This is a genomic window from Arenibaculum sp. (assembly GCF_035998295.1).
Lineage (GTDB): Bacteria > Pseudomonadota > Alphaproteobacteria > Azospirillales > Azospirillaceae > DASYHS01.
Genome location: NZ_DASYHS010000269.1, coordinates 14,729 through 31,580, shown reverse-complemented (window position 1 = coordinate 31,580; position 16,852 = coordinate 14,729). Strand labels below are relative to the sequence as shown.

The following is a 16,852-nucleotide window of genomic DNA, read 5'->3' as shown; positions in this document are numbered from 1 at the left end:
TCTTCTCGCCGCCCCTCGGGATCGGCTACACGGAAGGGGTCCGACAGCCGTTCCCGCGGGTCCGTCCTTGCTTCGTCATATCGCCTCCGTCGGCGGACTGACCCTCGTCAGCCGCATCCTGGGCTTCGTCCGCGACGTCCTCACCGCAGCCCTTCTGGGTGCGGGACCGGTCGCCGACGCCTTCTTCGTCGCGTTCCGGCTGCCCAACCATTTTCGGGCGCTGTTCGCCGAGGGTGCCTTCAATTCGGCCTTCGTGCCACAGTTCTCCGGCTTGCTCGTGCGCGAGGGGCGCCTGGCAGCCCAACGCTTCGCCGAACAGGTGCTCGCCTTCGCGCTGCCGGTCCAGGTGGCGCTGCTCGTCGGCGCGCTGGCCGGAATGCCCTGGCTGCTGCACGTGCTGGCTCCCGGCTTCACCGACGATCCCGGGAAGTTCGCGCTCGCGGTCGAGTTCACCCGGATCACCTTTCCCTATCTGCTGTTCATCACCCTGGTATCGCTGCTGGGCGGCGCGCTCAACAGCCTGAACCGCTTCGCCGCCGCGGCCGCCGCCCCGATCCTGCTGAACCTCTGCTTCATCGCGGCGCTCCTCGGCCTGACACCGCTGCTGCCGACCGCCGGCCATGCCCTGGCCTGGGGCGTCTTCGCCGCCGGAATCGCGCAGTTCCTCTACCTCGCCTGGGAGGCGCGCCGCGCCGGGCTCTCGCTGGCGCTCGGCCTGCCGCGGATGACGCCGGGCGTGCGGCGGTTCCTGCTCGTGCTGGGGCCGGCGGTGCTGGGGGCGGGGTTGACCCAGATCAGCCTGTTCGTGGACACGCTGATCGCGACTTTCCTGCCGACGGGCGCCGTCTCCTACCTCTACTACGCCGACCGCCTCAACCAGCTCCCGCTGGGCGTCATCGGGGTCGCGGTCGGCACGGTGCTGCTTCCCCAGCTGTCGCGCCAGCTCGGCGCCGGGGACGGGGCGGCGGCATCCGACAGCCAGAACCGGGCCCTGGAATACGTGCTGGTCCTGACCCTGCCGGCGGTGATCGCCTTCCTCGTGGTCGCCGGGCCGATCCTGGACGCGCTGTTCCGCCGGGGCGCCTTCACCGCCGCCGACGCGGCCGCGACCGCCGACGTCCTGCGCGCCTATGCGGTCGGCCTGCCGGCCTTCGTGCTGATCAAATGCCTGATCCCGGGCTTCTTCGCGCGTTCCGACACCGCGACGCCTGTGAAGATCGCCGGCGTCGCGGTGGCGGTCAACGTGGCGCTCAAGGTCGCCCTGATGGCCCCGCTCGGGCCGGTCGGCCTCGCGCTCGCGACGTCCGCCGCCGCCTGGGTCAATTGCGGGCTGCTGGCCTTCATCCTCTGGCGGCGCCGGCATTTCGTCCCCGACCGCCGCCTGAAGCGCAAGCTGCCGCGGATGCTCGTCGCCGCCGCGGGGATGGCGGCCGCCCTGTTCGCGGCCAATGCCTGGCTCGCGTCCCTGGCCGGCGGACGGTCCGGCTTGGCCGGCGACCTGTCGGCGCTCGCAGCGCTCGGGCTGCTGGTCCTGGCCGGGGCCGCGGCCTACGGGCTGCTGGCTTTCGCCACCGGGCTGTTCCGGCTGTCGGAGGTCAAGGGCCTGATGCGCCGGCGCGCGTGAGCCTTTGCCTAAAACCCCGCGGTTTTCTCAACAAACCCTTAACTGAACCCCGCCCCGGCCGGCGCTAACCTACCCTGATCGGACACCTGTTCGACGAGCCCGTCACGGGCCGCAGCCGGGGAGGGGGCCATGGGACGCACCGCACCGAAACGCCTCGCCGCGGCGATCCGCCGCCTGGTCGGCGCCGACCGCGGCGGCGTGGCCGTCTACACCGCGTTCTTCGCGACGGCGGCGCTGGGCGCCGGAGCGCTCGCCCTCGACATCGGCCGCATGTCGGTGCTGCGCGCGCAGATGCAGCACCGGGCGGACGCGGGCGCGATGGCCGGGGCGACGCAGCTCGACGGGCGGCCCGGGGCGCAGGACCGGGCCCGGCGGCTGGCGGTCGACGCCATCAGCCAGACCAGCGGCATCCCCGGCGACGGCGGCGCGCTGAGCGTGGAATCGGTCCGCTTCTTCAGTGCGGTCGCCCCGGAGCCGGTGCCGGCCGCCGGCGACGAGGACAGCCTGTTCCTCGACGTCGTGCTGGCCCCCAAGCGCGTCGACTTCCTGCTCGGCGACGTGATGACGGCGACCGGCCGCTCCCGCTCGGCGGCCATGACCGCGCGCGCCGTCGCCCAGCCCCGCCCCTATATCTGCGACGCCCCGCCGCTGATGCTCTGCGATCCCGCCGAAGCGGACCAGGGCTTCGACCTCGACGACCCGGCGACCATCGGCCGGCTGATCCGCCTGAAGCCGCCGCCGAGTGGCGGTTCCTGGGCGCCGGGCAATTTCGGCCTCCTGGCGCTGCCCGACGGGACGATCGGGGCGAGCGCCCTGTCGAACGCGCTTGCCGCGGTGGAGCCGGCGGAGTGCTACTCCCTCGACGTGACGACCGCGCCCGGCGTCAAGTTCAACCAGATCCGGGACGGGCTGAACACCCGCTTCGACCTGCCCGGGGGCGGGCCTTGGCCCGCTCCGAACGTCATCAACTATCCCCGTGACGCCAACCAGGTCTCGGACCCGGACGCGACCTTCGGGAGCGGGGAGTGGGACCTTGACGGCTACTGGCACGCCAGGCATGGCGGCTCTCCGCCGGGCGACCTCGCCGGGGCGACCCGGTATCAGGTCTATCTCTACGAGACGGGCGAGACCTTCGCCCGCAGCGGCCGGCAGACGCTGTGGCCGCTGCCGGAATCCCTGCCGGAGGGCTTCGCCCCCGTAACGCCGCCGGGCCCGAACCTCGTCGTCGATGCCGCGCATCCGCACGACCCCGAACACGACGGCGCGCCTTCGCAGCCGGTCGCGTCCAACGGCCCGGCGCGCCGCCTGCTCAAGGTCGCCGTCCTGGAATGCGTCGCCGAGGGCGTGCGCGGCCGGCACACCTATCCGACGAACGGGAACTTCGTCGAGGTGTTCATGACCGAGACGGTCGACGAGGCGCCCGAGGGCGCCCTCTACGGCGAGTTCGTCCGCCCCCTGTCGCCCGGCGTCGATCCCGGCTTCCATGCGAATGTCAGGCTGGTGGACTGACATGATCGCCCGCATCCGGAAATTCCTGCACGACCAGCGCGGCAGTTCCGCCCTCGAGTTCGGGCTGGTGGCGCCGCTCCTGTTCCTGATGCTCGCGGGCTTCCTCGAGATCGGGCGCGCCTATGTCCAGGCGGAGGCGATCGAGAAGGGGCTGCGCGCGGGCGTGCTCTATTCGGCGCGCAGCGGCGAGCCTGCGAGCGAGGGCGTGCTCGGGACGGCCTTCAACCTCGTGCGCACCGGTACCCTCGACGGCGCCGGTCCGCTGCTCGCGTCCAACTGGGCCCGTCCCGAGGCGCGGCTGACCGCGTCCTTCGCGACCGCCCCGGTCGGCCAGTCCAGCGTCCCCGTCGTCCGCTTCACCGCCGAGGTCCCGTTCGATCCCATGGTCCCGGGCCTCGTGGCGCTGGCGGGGGTCGCCGGCTTCACCCTGACGCTCAGCCACGAGCAGGCCTATGTCGGCCGGTGACCGCGGCCTCGCGGCGCTGCTGCGCTCGACCGGCGGCGGCACGCTGGTGGGGTTCGCGCTGGTGCTGCCCGGCATGCTGTCGCTCGGCTTCGCGATCGTCGACTTCTCCCTCGTGCTCCTCGATTTCCACCGCGCCTCCGAGGCGACGCGGCGCGGCGCGCGCGAAGCCGCGATCGTCGAGCCGGTCGCGAGCCTCGCGTCCCTGCCGTCGGGCGGCATCGTCACCTGCTCCGGCGGCAGCGAGATCGCGTGCACCGGCGGGGCCGTCGTCCGCACCGGCAGCTTCCAGGCCGTCCTCGGCGAGATGCAGGCGATCCATCCGGGAATCGGGCCGGCCAACGTCGTCCTCGAATACCGGTGGAGCGGCATCGGCGACCCCGCGTCGCCCGGTGGCATCCTGCCGCTCGTGACGGTGCGCCTCAGGGGGATGGAGCACCGTCTGACCCTGATGCGCGCCGTCCCCGGCCTTCCGGGCAGCATCGCCTATCCCGATTTCGCGACGGCCCAGATCGGCGCCGGCGTCAAATCCTGAGCCTATCTTCGGCATTTTAGGAAAACCGGCGGCTCTTCCCAACAATCTCTTTACAGACCCGCCTTCGGGTTACCGCTAACGTTTGGGGACGGCGCGCAAGTGATCGTGCCGGGACGGATGAGGAGGCAATCATGAAGTTCTGCTCGCTCAGGAAGTTCGTCTCCGACGAGTCGGGGGCTACTGCAATCGAATACGGCCTGATCGCGGCGCTCGTCTCGGTCGCGGCCATCGTCGCGTTGAACAGCATGGGCGGTTCGCTGCGTTCGATGTTCACCACCGTCTCGACGCAGCTCAACAGCGCGACTCCCGCGACGGGCGGCGGCGGGACCACCGGCGGCGATACGACGGGCGGCGACACGACCGGCGGCGATACCACCGGTGGCGATACGACCCCGACCGAATGACGCGTCCGGCGTGCGCGGGCCGGCCCTCGGGCGGGCCGGCCGCGTGCGTCCCGGCCACGTATGTCACGGTCGTCCTTTCGATCCCCCCTCCCGTGGGACGCCCGCAATGATCGAAGCTCTTCCCCTGGTCGGCTATTGCTGCCTGCTGGCGGCTGCCGCAACGACCGATCTCCTGCGTTATCGCATCCCGAACGTCCTGGTCGGCGCGATGGCGCTCCTCTACCCGGCTCATCTCCTGGTCCGGCCCGACCGGCTGGATCTCTCCGCCTTCGCCGCCGCCGGCGCCGTGCTCGCGGTAGGCTTCGTGCTGTTCGCCTGGGGCCGGATCGGCGGCGGCGACGCGAAGCTGCTCGCCGTCGCGGCCTTGTGGGCGGGGGCGGCCGACCTGCCCCTGCTGCTCGCGGTGATGGCCCTGACGGGCGGGGCCATGTCCGTGCTGGTGGTCGGGCGCTCCCGCTTCCTTCTCGCCCGCGCCGCGGGTGCCGTCGGCAGCGTGCGTCTTCGCGACGGGCTGATCGCGCGCGAGCTACCCTACGGCGTCGCGATCGCCGCCGGCGGGCTGGCGAGCGCGATCCCGGCGCTGGCGGGTTGAGGAGCCGGCTCATGAGGTCCCCGAAATGAGGTCCCTGGTCCTCGCCATCGTCGCCCTCGCCGCCGCCGGCGGCAGCGCCATCGTCGCGCGCGACTGGCTGGAGGCCCAGCGCGAGGCGCTGCTGGCCTCCGTCCCGGTCGTCGAGGCGCCGGCCGAGCGGCCGGCGACCATGGTGCTGGTCGCGGCCGTCGACCTGCCTCCCGGGCATTTCCTCCAGGCCGGCCAGCTACGCTGGCAGGCTTGGCCGGACGAGGCGCTTTCTCCCGCCCACATCGTCCAGGGACAGCGCCCGGAAGAGGATTTCGTCGGCGCCGTCTCGCGGGTCCCCGTGCTCGCCGGCGAACCCGTGACCGACGCGCGCTTCGTGCGGCCGGGCGAGCGGGGGTTCCTCGCGGCCGTCCTGGAGCGCGGCATGCGCGCGGCCACGGTGCCGATCACCGCGACCTCGGGCAATGCCGGCTTCGTCTTTCCCGGCGACCGCGTCGACCTGATCCTGACCTCGCGCATGAACGAGGGCGGCGATGGCCGCCAGTTCGCGGTGACGGTGCTCGAGTCCGTCCGGGTGCTGGCCATCGACCAGAGGCTCGCGACCCAGCCTGCCGACGCGGCGCCCGGGCGGACCGCCACCCTGGAGGTGACCCAGAAGATGGCGGAGAAGGTGGCCCTGGCCATCCAGATGGGCACGCTGTCCCTGTCCCTGCGCAGCCTGGGCAACGACGGGGACGCGGAGCAGCCGGTCGAGCCGGCCACCGGTCCCGTTCCCATCGTCGACAGGGACCTCTATCTCGAAGTCGCACCGCCGCCGGCGCCGTCCGCGGGCGGGCCGATGCCGGTCCGGCGCCCGACCGTCGTGGTGCTCAGGGGAGCGGAAGCGCGTGAAATCGAGTTCTGACACTCTGCGTCCGCGGGCCGCAAGGCTCGGCCGCATCCTCCTGTTCGGTCTCATGCTGTCGCTGGCCTGGTTCGGCGCCGCATGGGCGGAGACGATCGCGGTCGAGGTCAACAAGGGCCGCGTCCTCCGCCTTCCCCGCGCGGCGGCGACCGTGTTCGTCGCCGACCCCGCCATCGCGGACGTCCAGGTCAAGTCGCCGACGCTGATCTATCTCTACGGCAAGACCATCGGCGAGACGACGCTGATCGCCGCGGACGGGGACGAGGTCCTGATGCTGGACGCGCCCGTGACCGTCAGCCACAACCTCGCCCGGCTCGGGGACGCGCTGTCGGAGCTGATGCCCGGCACGCCTCTCCAGGTGTCCACCGTCGGCAACGCCGTCGTGCTGGAGGGCACCGTCGCCTCGCCCCGCCAGGCGGAGGACGCCCGCCGGCTGGCGGCGGTCATCGCCGGGGGCGACGACTTCGTCATCAACCGTCTCTCGGTCTCGGCGCCGACCCAGGTCAATCTCCGGGTCCGGGTCGCGGAGATGAGCCGCGACGTCTCCAAGAACCTGGGTTTCAGCCTCGACGCCACCGCGGCCTTCGGCAACTTCGCCCTCGGCCTGCTGACGGCCAACCCCTTCGCCGGCGCCGTCTCCAGCGGCGTGATCGCGAGCTTCTCGGGCGGCGGCCTGGACGTGAACGGCATCATCGACGCCATGGAAGGCAGCCGGCTGGTGCGCATCCTGGCCGAACCGAACCTGACGGCGCTCTCGGGCGAGACCGCCAGCTTCCTCGCGGGCGGCGAGTTCCCGATCGTCTATCCCGGCGACGAGGACGGGACCTCGGTCGTCTTCAAGCAGTTCGGCGTCTCGCTCGCCTTCACCCCGACGGTGCTGGACGATGGGCGGATCAACCTGCACGTCCGGCCGGAGGTCAGCCAGCTTTCCTCCCAGGGCGCGGTCGACGTCGGCGGCTTCTCCATCCCCGCGCTGACGACGCGGCGCGCCGAGACCACGGTCGAGCTTGCGAGCGGCCAGAGCTTCGCGATCGCCGGACTGCTGCGGCAGGAGGGCGACGAGAACCTGTCGAAGTTCCCCGGGCTCGGCGACCTCCCCGTGCTCGGCACGCTTTTCCGGTCGACCGCGTTCCAGCGCACCGAGACCGAGCTGGTCATCATCGTGACGCCCTACACGGTGGCGCCGGTGAGCGAACGGCTCCTCGCGTCGCCGGTGGACGGGCTGCTGCCGCCGCACGACGTCGAGCGGATAATGTTCGGGGCGCAATGGCGGCGCGAGCACCCCCGCACGGCCGCGTCGGCCCTGTCCGGCCCGGTCGGTTTCCTGCTGCACTGAGCCCGTTGCCCTGGGCCCGCTGCCCTGGGCCCATCGCCCTGAGAAGGAGGTCGTCCGATGATCCGCCCGTCGCTTCTCGCAGTCCTGCTCCTGGCCGCCTGCGCGCTCGATCCGCCGGGGCCCGCGCCCGAGGAGCTGGGCCGCCCGTCGGTCGAGCTGGTCCGGGTCGGGCACGTCGTCGAGTTCGCCCAGGGGGTGCCGGACATGGGACCGGTCGAGCGGGTGCGTCTCGATGCCTTCCTGCGCGACGTCCGGCTCGACGGGCGCGACCATGTCGCCGTCCTCGCCGGCGATGGACCCGCGGCCGCGGCGCGTACCGCGGCGGTGGCTTCCTTCCTCGCGCGGCTCGGCATCGCGGCCGAGCCGCTGCGCCTGCCGTTCACGTCGCCGGTCCCGGCGGGCACGGTCGCGGTCGTGGTCGAGCGCGCCGCCGTCGACGTCCCGTCCTGCGGCGGCTTCCCGGGCGAGACGGCCGCGGACCGGTACGCGAACCGCCCGATCCCGAATTTCGGCTGCGCCACCAAGCGCAACCTCGCGCTGATGGTCACGGACCCGCGCGACCTCGTTGCCGGCCGCCCGGTCGGGGACGCCGACGGGTCGGTGATGGCCGCCGGGGTCCGGCGCTACCTGCAGGGCGCGACGAAGCCGCTGCTCGGGGAAAGCTCCTTCTCCGCGACGTCCGGGCCGCCGAGTTCGGGAGACTGAGGGATGGGTGGGGAAAGGATGCCGAGCGCGGCGTTCGTGAACGAAGAGGCCTCCGCCGCCGTGGTCCGCCGGGTCCAGGCGGCGCGTGGCTGGCCCGCGGCGGCGGTGGAGGGGGGCCTCGCGACCGCCGCCGCGGCGCTGGCCCAGGGGCCGACGCCGGGCATCCTGATGCTCGACCTCGACGGGCAGGCCGACCCGATGCCGTCGATGGAGGCCCTGGCCGATCTGTGCGATCCCGGTACGCGCGTCGTGGCCTTCGGGACGGCCAACGACGTCGGCCTCTTCCGTTCGCTCCTGGCGCTCGGCATAGAGGACTACCTGGTCAAGCCCCTGGACGAGCGCTCGCTCGCCGACGCCCTCGACCGGATCGCCGACCGGATCGCCGAGCGGGCGGCGCGGGGCGAGGCCCGGTCGGACCCGTCGTCGCGCGGCCGCCTCGTCGCGGTGCTCGGGGCGAGGGGCGGCGTCGGCGCGACCAGCGTGGCCGTCAACCTGGCATGGACGCTCTCGCAGGCGTGCCGCCGCAAGGCCGTGCTGCTCGACCTCGACCTCCGTTTCGGCACCACGGCGCTCGCCCTGGACTGCGAGCCGGGGCGGGGGCTCGGCGAGGCGCTCGCCGACCCGGACCGCGTCGACGAGCTCTTCCTGGAGCGCGCGGCGGTCAAGGTGACCGACCGCCTGTCCCTGCTGTGCGCGGAGGAGGGGCCCGACCGCCGCGTGGAGATCCGCGAGGCGGGGCTCGCTCCCGTCCTCTCGCTGCTGCGGGACGGGTTCGAGGAGATCGTGCTCGACCTGCCGCGCGGCGACGTCGCCAGCCTTCCCGCGCCGGCGCCGGGCGACCGGCTGGTGCTCGTGACCGACTATTCCCTCGCCGGCCTGCGCGATACGGTCCGGCTGTGGCGGCACCTTTCCGCAGGTGGCGGCAGTGCCGGGAGCGATGCCGCGCGGCGGATACTGGTCGTCGCGTCGCATGCCGGCGCGCCGGGCCGTTGCGAGGTGGGCCGGGCCGACATCGAGAAGGCGATCGGGATGCCGGTCGCGATCGAGGTCCCGTTCGAACCCAAGGCGTTCCTCGCGAGTGCCCGGGCCGGCATGCCGGTGGCCCGCAGCGCGCCCCGCTGCCGGGCGGCGGCGGCGTTCGGCCGGTTGGCCGATGCCGTCCACCCGTCCCGGACCGCGCCGCCGTCGCTCTGGAAACGGATCGTCAAGGGAGGAGGTTGAGCCGTGTTCGGCCGCCGCACGTCGCCCCCCCGCCCGCCGTCCCGCCACCCGCCGCCCCTCCCACCGCCGGCGGCGGTCGCGCCGGAAACGGGGAACGCGTCCCCGGGCGGCGAGGCCCTGGCCCACCGCCTCGCGGACGCGGCGGCCTCGCGCCTGGGCGCCGGGGCGGGTGCCCTCGCCCGGGGCAAGCTCGCCGAGGCGGTCGAGGCGACCGCGCGCGACCTGCTCGCGCCGGAATGGCAGGCACTCGACGATCTGGCGCGCCGCGACGCCGTCACCTACGCGGTGGAGGCCTTGCACCGCCCCGCGCGGCCGCAGACCGACGCCCGGCCGCCGGCCGAGGCGCGCCCCGGCCCGTCGCCGGTGGAGCAGGCGAAGGAAGTGGTGCAGCCCCTGCTGCTGGAACGCATGGACCTGTCGGTCGCCTCCGCCCTGCCCAGGGGCGAGCTTGCGCGCCAGGTCGGCGACATCGTCGCCGAGATCGCGGGGGAGAAGCGTCTCCAGCTCAACGGGATGGAGCAGCGCGATCTGGTCACGGTGCTGCTCAACGACATGCTGGGCCTCGGCCCGCTGGAGCCGCTGCTCGCCGACGAGACCGTGACCGACATCATGGTGAACGGGCCGCGCCAAGTCTATGTGGAGCGGCGCGGCAAGCTCGAGGCGACCGGCATCGTCTTTCGCGACGATGCGCATGTGATGAACGTCGCCCAGCGCATCGTCTCGCGCGTCGGGCGCCGGGTCGACGAGTCGGTGCCGCTCGCCGACGCCCGGCTTCCCGACGGCAGCCGGGTCAACATCATCATCCCGCCGCTGGCCATCGACGGCCCGACGATCTCGATCCGGAAATTCTCCAAGAAGAAGATTACGATCGAGGTGATGGAGCGGCAGAACAACCTGTCGCCGCAGATGGCGACGGTGCTGCGGATCGCGTGCCGCGCGCGCCTGAACATCCTAATCTCCGGTGGCACCGGATCGGGCAAGACGACCCTGCTGAACGCGCTGTCGCGCATGATCGACACCGGCGAGCGGGTCGTGACGATCGAGGACGCGGCGGAACTGCAGCTCCAGCAGCCGCACGTCGTCCGGCTCGAGACGCGTCCCCCGAACCTGGAGGGCGAGGGCGAGATCACGCAGCGCGAACTCGTGCGCAACGCCCTGCGGATGCGCCCCGACCGCATCATCCTGGGCGAGATCCGGGGAGGGGAGGCGCTCGACATGCTCCAGGCCATGAACACCGGCCATGACGGGTCCATGGGCACCGTCCACGCCAACAACCCCCGCGAGGCGCTGACCCGGCTCGAGAACATGGTGGCGATGACGGGGGTCCGCCTGCCGTCGGAAGCGGTCCGGGCCCAGATCGCCGCCGCGGTGAACATGGTGATCCAGATCAGCCGGATGCGCGACGGCGTCCGGCGGATCACCCGCGTGACGGAGGTGGTGGGCAGGGAAGGCGACGTCATCACGACCCAGGACCTGTTCCACTACGAGTTCCAGGGCGAGGACGCCGACGGGCGCCTGCGCGGCACCTTCCGTTCGACCGGGCTGCGGCCGTTCTTCACGCCGCGGGCGGAGTATTACGGGCTCGACCGGTCGCTGCTGGAGGCGATGGAATGAACGGCGATCTTCTCCTCCCGGTGCTGCTGGTCTTCCTCGCCACGCTGGCCGCGACGGCATCGCTGCTCGTGGTGCTGGCCGGAGGTGCTCGCCGCAGGCTGCACCGGCGCATCGGGCGCGCGTCCGGACAGGTGGTCCGCGCCCCTGCCGGCCAGGGTCCCAGCATCCGCATCGAGGAGCGCAAGGGCCTCTGGCTCGTCCTGGAGCGGACCGCCGGCCGGCTGGTCCCGCGGACGAGCCGGCTGCGCGAGCGCCTCGCCCGCACGGGCCGCGGGCTGTCGGTCGGCGGCTACTGCGCCGCCTGCCTCGCCACCGGCCTGCTGGGCGCCGGGGTCTGCGGCGCGCTGGGCGCCGGCCCGGTCCCAAGTGCCGCCGCCGCCGCCCTCGCCGGGCTCGGCGTTCCGCACCTGATCGTGGTCATGCTGATCCGCAGGCGCACGAAGCGGTTCCTGGCCCTGTTCCCCGACGCGATCGACCTGATCGTCCGCGGCCTGCGCTCCGGCCTGCCGGTGACCGAGCAGATGGCCGCCGTCGGCACGGAGATCGCGGCCCCGGTCGGCACCGAGTTCGTGCAGGTCGCCAACGCGATCCGGTTCGGCCGCACGATCGAGGAGGCGCTGTGGGACGCCTCCCGGAGGCTCGACATCGCGGACTTCAAGTTCTTCGTCGTGAGCATCGCCGTGCAGCGCGAGACCGGCGGCAACCTCTCCGAGACCCTGTCCAACCTGTCCGACATCCTCCGGCGCCGGCGCCAGATGCGGCTCAAGATCAAGGCCATGGCCTCGGAAGCGAGCGCCAGCGCCATGATCCTCGGCGCGTTGCCGGCCTTCATGCTGGCGATCCTGCTGGTCCTGAGCCCGGACTACGTGACGCTCCTGTTCGTCGATCCGCTCGGGCGCCTCATGGGGGCGGGGGCGCTGGCGCTCCAGGCGCTCGGGGTCTTCGTGATGGCAAGGATGGTGAGGTTCGAGATATGAGCCCGCAAGCGTTCCTTCCCGCCGGCCTCGGCACCGAGGACCTGGCCTCCGCGCTGGCCGGGCTGGCGGCGGCGCTGGTCGTCGCCGCGGTCTGGCGCGCGCTGCTGCCGGACCCGGCCGAGCTGCGCGTCCGGCGCGTCGTGGCCCGGCGGGACCGGCTCCATGCGCCGCGCGCCGAGCGGGCCGGTCTCGGCCGGCAGTTCTGGCGGACCCTCGGCAGCTGGTCGAAGCTGCGCTCGGCGATGGACGAGAAGCTGCGCGAACGCCTGGAAGCGGCGGGCCTGCGCGGCCGGGACGCCGCGACGGCCTGGCTCGGCGCGAAGCTCGCGCTGCCGTTCCTCGCCGGCGGCGGCATCCTCGCGTCGACCCTGGCCTTGGCCCCGGACATGGAGGGGACGACCCGGCTTCTGGTCGCGCTGGCGGGCACGCTGGGCGGCTTCTACGCGCCCGACCTCTACGTCGCGAACTTGGCGGCCCGCCGCCGCCAGGCGCTCCAGCGCGGCGTGCCCGACGCGCTCGACCTGATGGTGATCTGCGCCGAGGCGGGAAGCAGCCTGGACGCCGCGATCAACCGGGTGGCGCGGGAACTGGGCGGAAGCTACCCGGAACTTGGAGAGGAGCTGGGCATCACCGCGATGGAGCTCGGCTTCCTGCCGGACCGCCGGGCGGTGCTGGAGAACTTCGCCCGCCGCACCGGCCTGCCGGCCATACGCAGCGTCGTCGCGACGCTGATGCAGGCGGAGAAGTACGGCACGCCGCTCGGCCAGAGCCTGCGGGTCCTTTCCTCCGAGTACCGGAACGAGCGCATGCTGAAGGCCGAGGAGAAGGCCGCCCGGCTGCCCGCCACCCTGACCGTGCCCCTGGTCTGCTTCATCATGCCGGCGCTGTTCGTCGTGCTGATCGGCCCGGCGATCATCAGCGCGATGGAAAGCCTGCGTCACTTCTGAACGCTGGCCGCCACGCCCTGGACGGCCGTGAAGTCGCGGGCGTCGAACGCCGCCTCGAACCGCCGGTGCAGCGCCTGCCTGTCCAGCGGCTCGATCCAGGGCAGGCGGCCGAGGATGCCGACCCTGCCCATGTCGGCGACGATGCGCTCCGTTTCCGGTTCGGCCTCGCCGACGAAGGCGACGCCGAGCACCGGTATCGACCGGGCGTGCAGGGCTGCGAGGGAAAGCAGCGTGTGGTTTATCGTTCCCAGCCGCGTGCGTGCGCAAAGCACGACCGGCAGGCGCCAGCGCGCGAAGACGTCCAGGAAGGTGACGTGGCGGGTCAGCGGCACCATCAGCCCGCCGGCCCCTTCGATGACCAGCGGGCCGGCCGTGTCCGGCACCGTCAGCCGCCACGGGGCGATCTCGACCCCGTCGATCTCGGCTGCCCGATGCGGCGAGACGGGCGTGGCGAGCCGGTAGGCTTCCGGCAGGATGCGCTCGGCGGGGATGCCGCCGAGCCGCGCGACCGTCTCGCTGTCGCTTTCGCCGTCGAGCCCGGACTGCACCGGCTTCCAGTAGGAAGCCCCGAGCCGGCCGGCCAGCCCGGCGGCGAACACCGTCTTGCCGATACCGGTGTCCGTGCCGGTGACGACGATGGCCCGGCTCATGCCGACGGGTTCATGGCGACGGGCTCATGGCGGGGCTCGCCGCGCGCAGGCCGAGCCTGCCGAGAAGGTCGGCGTCCTTGTCGCGGCCGGGATTGCCGGTGGTGAGCAGGACGTCGCCGGTGAAGATCGAGTTCGCTCCCGCAAGGAAGCACAGCGCCTGCAGCTCGTCGCTCATGGCGTGGCGGCCGGCCGAGAGCCGCACCACGCTCGCCGGCATCAGGATGCGCGCGAGTGCTACGAGCCGCACGAAGGCGATCGGCTCGGCGGCCCTGGCCTTCTTTGCCACCGGCGTGCCGGCGATCTCGTTCCACATGTTGAGCGGCACGCTCTCGGGGTGCCGCTCCAGCGTTGCGAGCGTGACCAGCATCGAGACGCGGTCCCCGGTCGTCTCCCCCATGCCGACGATGCCGCCGCAGCAGACCTTGATGCCGCCGGCCCGCACGTTGGCGAGCGTCTCCAGCCGGTCGTCCAGCGTCCGCGTGGTGATGATCTCCGGATAGAAGGCCCGCGAGGTGTCGATGTTGTGGTTGTAGTAGTCGAGCCCCGCCGCCGCCAGCCGCCCGGCCTGCGACGGCGTCAGCATGCCGAGCGTCACGCAGGTCTCCATGCCCAGCGACTTCACGCCCTCGATCATGGCGCAGACGGCGTCGAGGTCGCGGTCCTTGGGGCTGCGCCAGGCGGCGCCCATGCAAAAGCGCGTGGCGCCGCCCGCCTTGGCCCGCCGCGCCTCGGCGAGCACGCTCTCGACTTCCATCAGCTTGCCCGCCTTCACCCCCGTCTCGTAGCGCGCGCTCTGCGAGCAGTAGCCGCAGTCCTCGGGGCAGCCGCCGGTCTTGATCGAAAGCAGCGTCGCGGTCTCGACGACGGCCGGATCGAAGTGCAGGCGGTGGACGCTCTGCGCCCGGTGGAGGAGTTCCGGGAACGGAAGGTCGTGGATCTCCCGCGCCTGCGCCTCGGTCCAGTCGGTGCGCGGCGCCCCGGCCTGCCGAACCGGCAGGCCGTCCGATCGTCTCCCGGCCCTCATCGGCCGATTTTTCCGAGGAACCGGCTCGGGACCGCGGCCGCGCCGACGGCGACCATGGCGATGTTGATCAGGTCGCCGAGAGCGAAGGGGGTGAAGCCGAGCGCGATGATCCGGTCGGCCGGGACGTAGAGCCCGAGCCAGGGCAGCCCGACGGCATAGGTCGCCCCCAGGCCCGCGAGCATGGCGAGCGTGCGGCCGGCGGTTCCGCGCCCGAGCGCCAGCGCCCCGGTGATCCAGCTCGCGGCGAGGTAGCCGAGCAGGTAGCCGCCGGTCGGTCCCACCATGTAGGCGATGCCGATCCCGCGTTCCGGCGTGCCGGAGAACACGGGCAGGCCCGCCGCGCCGGCGGCGAGATAGGCGAGGAAGGTCGCCGCGGCGAGGCGCGGTCCGGTCGCGACCGCGATCGCCATCACGGCCAGCGTGTGCAGCGTCATCGGCACGGGCCAGGACGGAACCCGGATCTTGGCGCAGATCGTGATGAGCGCGACGCCGAGGACGACGACCACCGCCATCTTGGCGGCCGACCGGAGGCCCGGCCCGGTGAGGGTGAGAGTCTGGTTCATGCCCTGTCTTCCGAATTATAGATAATAGGTGACTGTATCTATAATGAATCCACGGAAGAGGTAGGCGCGCAAGGGTTTTATAGATAATCCTCAGCCGACGATGGCGAACGCCTCCCGCTGCCTGCCGCCGGACGCGGGGACGGGGCGCTGGCCGATCCACTGGACGTGCCGGGCGAGGGTGGAGCAGGCGGCCTCCACGTCGCCCTTGCGCAGCGACGCGAGGATCGCCCGGTGATCGTGGTCGGTACGGGCCTCCCAGTCCGAGCGCCAAGCCGCGAAAAGGAAGCACGCGCTCGCGGCGTGAAGGTCGTCGATCGCGGCCAGCAGCCGCGGCATCCCGCACGGAGCGACGATCAGCTGGTGGAAGCGGCGGTTGGCGGCCTCCCAGGAGCGCACGTCGCGGGAATTGTCGCCGGCCTTCGTGGCCTCTTCGGCATCGGCCAGGATCGCGGGCGTCAGGTTCGGCGCGGCGTGCCGCAGCGCCAGCACCTCGAGCGCGGCCCGCATCGCCGCGACTTCCTTGACCTTGGACAGCTCGAACGACGCGACCCGGACCCCGCGCCTCGGCTCGCTGACCGCGAGCCCCTGCGCCTCCAGCCGCCGGAACGCCTCGCGGACCGGAACGTGGCTCGCGCCGAACTCCTCCGCGATATGGTCCTGCCGGAGCCGTGCCCCGGGCTCGATCTCGCCGGTGATGATGCGGTCCGCCAGGATGCGGCTGATGCGGACCGCCAACGTCTCTTCTTTAAGCGCGCTCATGCTTTCATAGATAGCCCGCGCCGCGCCGATTCGCCATGCCGGCTCGACCGTCGGCCTGCGGCAGGCATCGCGCGTCCTTGATCTCGCGATCCGTCCGCTAGTCCGCCGCGGCGGACCCCCGGAACGCCGCGGCGGCCCTGGCGGGCCGGGTCGCGTCGCGCAGCGTCTCGTATTGCGCGAGGGTGCGGCGGATGGCGGCCTCGTCGTGGTCGCGCCGCAGGATCTCCGCGGCGATGTCCGCCCGGCCGGCGAGGCCGTGGACCAGGGCGAGGTTGTTGCGCGTGCGCGGCGCCGCCGTAGGCGAGCGGACCAGGGGCGCCAGCAGGCGCGCCGCCCCGTCGTAGTCGCCGGTCAGCGCAAGCGACAGCGCCAGGTTGTTCTCCAGCGTGGCGTCACCGGGCGCCAGCCGCAGGCCCTTGCGGTATTCCTCCTGCGCCGCCTCGTGCTCGCCGACCATGTCGAGGGCCACTCCCAGGCCGTTATGGCCCCGGTGCTCGCCGGGATGCTGGGCGAGCAGCTCGCGGAACTCCTCCGCTGCGAGGCGGGGCTGGTCGAGCGCGAGCAGCGCGTTGGCGTATCCGCGCTTGGCCTCGGCGTCGGCCGGCGCGAGGCGGAGCGCGCGCCCGTAGGCGTCGGCGGCGCCCTGGGCGTCGCCGATGACGGCGAGCGTCCGCCCGAGCGCCACCGCCGGGCCGAGCGCGTCGGGATCGATGTCGTGGGCCCGGCGGTAGAGCGCCGCCGCCCCCGCGACGTCCCCCTTCGCTTCCGACGCCGCGGCGAGCTTCATGACCGTCTCAGGGCCGGCGCTCGCGATGGCGGTCTCCGGGCCGTTCGGGGCCAGGGGGACCTTGGCGCCGTCGGCGGCGCACCCCGCCAGCAGGAGGCCGAGCCCCAGCCCGAGGGCGGCTCCCGTGCGACGCCGTCCGTTCTTCACGCTCCGCTCCCCCGTTCCCGGCCGGTGACATCCGTTCGGATGCTGGGCCGGACACGGTTAACTTGGGATGAACGGCCCGCTGCAACGTTTGGTCATTCAACCA

Annotated in this window: 18 protein-coding genes; 13 read left to right on the top strand and 5 right to left on the bottom strand. The window is 72.7% G+C overall.

Features of this window, described 5'->3' with window-relative positions:
• Positions 1 to 67 precede the first annotated feature (67 nt).
• From murJ to VGO20_RS25060, 13 genes are all read left to right on the top strand, one after another.
• A complete protein-coding gene (gene murJ, locus VGO20_RS25120) occupies positions 68 to 1,624 on the top strand; it encodes a murein biosynthesis integral membrane protein MurJ (protein WP_327505144.1) in 1,557 nt (518 codons plus the stop codon).
• A 129-nt stretch (positions 1,625 to 1,753) separates the two neighbouring features.
• The gene (locus tag VGO20_RS25115; RefSeq protein WP_327505143.1) at positions 1,754 to 3,133 is read left to right on the top strand and encodes a pilus assembly protein TadG-related protein; all 1,380 of its coding nucleotides are present in this window, start codon (positions 1,754 to 1,756) and stop codon (positions 3,131 to 3,133) included.
• A gap of 1 nt (position 3,134) precedes the next feature.
• Positions 3,135 to 3,599, top strand: a complete 465-nt coding sequence (locus VGO20_RS25110; protein ID WP_327505142.1) for a TadE/TadG family type IV pilus assembly protein — start codon at positions 3,135 to 3,137, stop codon at positions 3,597 to 3,599.
• Positions 3,586 to 4,131 (top strand): TadE/TadG family type IV pilus assembly protein, encoded by a 546-nt coding sequence (locus VGO20_RS25105; RefSeq protein ID WP_327505141.1) that lies wholly within the window; start codon positions 3,586 to 3,588, stop codon positions 4,129 to 4,131. The genes VGO20_RS25110 and VGO20_RS25105 overlap by 14 nt, the downstream gene beginning before the upstream one ends.
• 131 nt (positions 4,132 to 4,262) lie before the next feature.
• Positions 4,263 to 4,535 (top strand): Flp family type IVb pilin, encoded by a 273-nt coding sequence (locus tag VGO20_RS25100; RefSeq protein WP_327505140.1) that lies wholly within the window; start codon positions 4,263 to 4,265, stop codon positions 4,533 to 4,535.
• Positions 4,536 to 4,641: 106 nt separating this feature from the next.
• Positions 4,642 to 5,127, top strand: coding sequence for a prepilin peptidase (locus VGO20_RS25095; RefSeq protein WP_327505139.1), 486 nt, complete (start codon positions 4,642 to 4,644; stop codon positions 5,125 to 5,127).
• Between the two features lie 25 nt (positions 5,128 to 5,152).
• Positions 5,153 to 6,019 (top strand): Flp pilus assembly protein CpaB, encoded by an 867-nt coding sequence (gene cpaB / locus VGO20_RS25090; RefSeq protein WP_327505137.1) that lies wholly within the window; start codon positions 5,153 to 5,155, stop codon positions 6,017 to 6,019.
• Positions 6,003 to 7,355 carry a type II and III secretion system protein family protein gene (locus tag VGO20_RS25085; protein WP_327505136.1) on the top strand — a complete coding sequence of 451 codons (1,353 nt, stop codon included), beginning with the start codon at positions 6,003 to 6,005 and terminating at the stop codon, positions 7,353 to 7,355. The genes cpaB and VGO20_RS25085 overlap by 17 nt, the downstream gene beginning before the upstream one ends.
• Before the next feature lie 57 nt (positions 7,356 to 7,412).
• Positions 7,413 to 8,060, top strand: coding sequence for a CpaD family pilus assembly lipoprotein (locus VGO20_RS25080; protein WP_327505135.1), 648 nt, complete (start codon positions 7,413 to 7,415; stop codon positions 8,058 to 8,060).
• 3 nt (positions 8,061 to 8,063) lie between these two features.
• Positions 8,064 to 9,281, top strand: coding sequence for a CpaE/TadZ family protein (locus VGO20_RS25075; protein ID WP_327505134.1), 1,218 nt, complete (start codon positions 8,064 to 8,066; stop codon positions 9,279 to 9,281).
• A gap of 3 nt (positions 9,282 to 9,284) precedes the next feature.
• Entirely contained in the window at positions 9,285 to 10,895 is a 1,611-nt protein-coding gene (locus VGO20_RS25070; protein ID WP_327505133.1) for a TadA family conjugal transfer-associated ATPase, read from the top strand.
• Positions 10,892 to 11,872, top strand: a complete 981-nt coding sequence (locus tag VGO20_RS25065; protein ID WP_327505132.1) for a type II secretion system F family protein — start codon at positions 10,892 to 10,894, stop codon at positions 11,870 to 11,872. The genes VGO20_RS25070 and VGO20_RS25065 overlap by 4 nt, the downstream gene beginning before the upstream one ends.
• Positions 11,869 to 12,819, top strand: a complete 951-nt coding sequence (locus tag VGO20_RS25060; RefSeq protein ID WP_327505131.1) for a type II secretion system F family protein — start codon at positions 11,869 to 11,871, stop codon at positions 12,817 to 12,819. The genes VGO20_RS25065 and VGO20_RS25060 overlap by 4 nt, the downstream gene beginning before the upstream one ends.
• Here the strand turns inward: VGO20_RS25060 and bioD are convergent.
• The 5 genes from bioD to VGO20_RS25035 all read right to left on the bottom strand — a co-directional run bounded on the left by bioD (position 12,810) and on the right by VGO20_RS25035 (position 16,749).
• Positions 12,810 to 13,469 (bottom strand): dethiobiotin synthase, encoded by a 660-nt coding sequence (bioD, locus tag VGO20_RS25055; RefSeq protein ID WP_327505130.1) that lies wholly within the window; start codon positions 13,467 to 13,469, stop codon positions 12,810 to 12,812. The two genes, VGO20_RS25060 and bioD, sit on opposite strands and share 10 nt — an antisense overlap.
• Positions 13,470 to 13,479: 10 nt before the next feature.
• Positions 13,480 to 14,493: a biotin synthase BioB gene (gene bioB, locus VGO20_RS25050; RefSeq protein WP_327505129.1), complete on the bottom strand. Its 1,014-nt coding sequence runs from the start codon at positions 14,491 to 14,493 to the stop codon at positions 13,480 to 13,482.
• The gene (locus tag VGO20_RS25045; RefSeq protein ID WP_327505128.1) at positions 14,490 to 15,056 is read right to left on the bottom strand and encodes a biotin transporter BioY; all 567 of its coding nucleotides are present in this window, start codon (positions 15,054 to 15,056) and stop codon (positions 14,490 to 14,492) included. Before VGO20_RS25045 ends, bioB begins: the two co-directional genes overlap by 4 nt.
• A gap of 90 nt (positions 15,057 to 15,146) precedes the next feature.
• Entirely contained in the window at positions 15,147 to 15,815 is a 669-nt protein-coding gene (locus VGO20_RS25040; RefSeq protein WP_327505127.1) for a GntR family transcriptional regulator, read from the bottom strand.
• A gap of 97 nt (positions 15,816 to 15,912) precedes the next feature.
• A complete protein-coding gene (locus tag VGO20_RS25035; protein WP_327505126.1) occupies positions 15,913 to 16,749 on the bottom strand; it encodes a tetratricopeptide repeat protein in 837 nt (278 codons plus the stop codon).
• Positions 16,750 to 16,852: the final 103 nt, after the last annotated feature.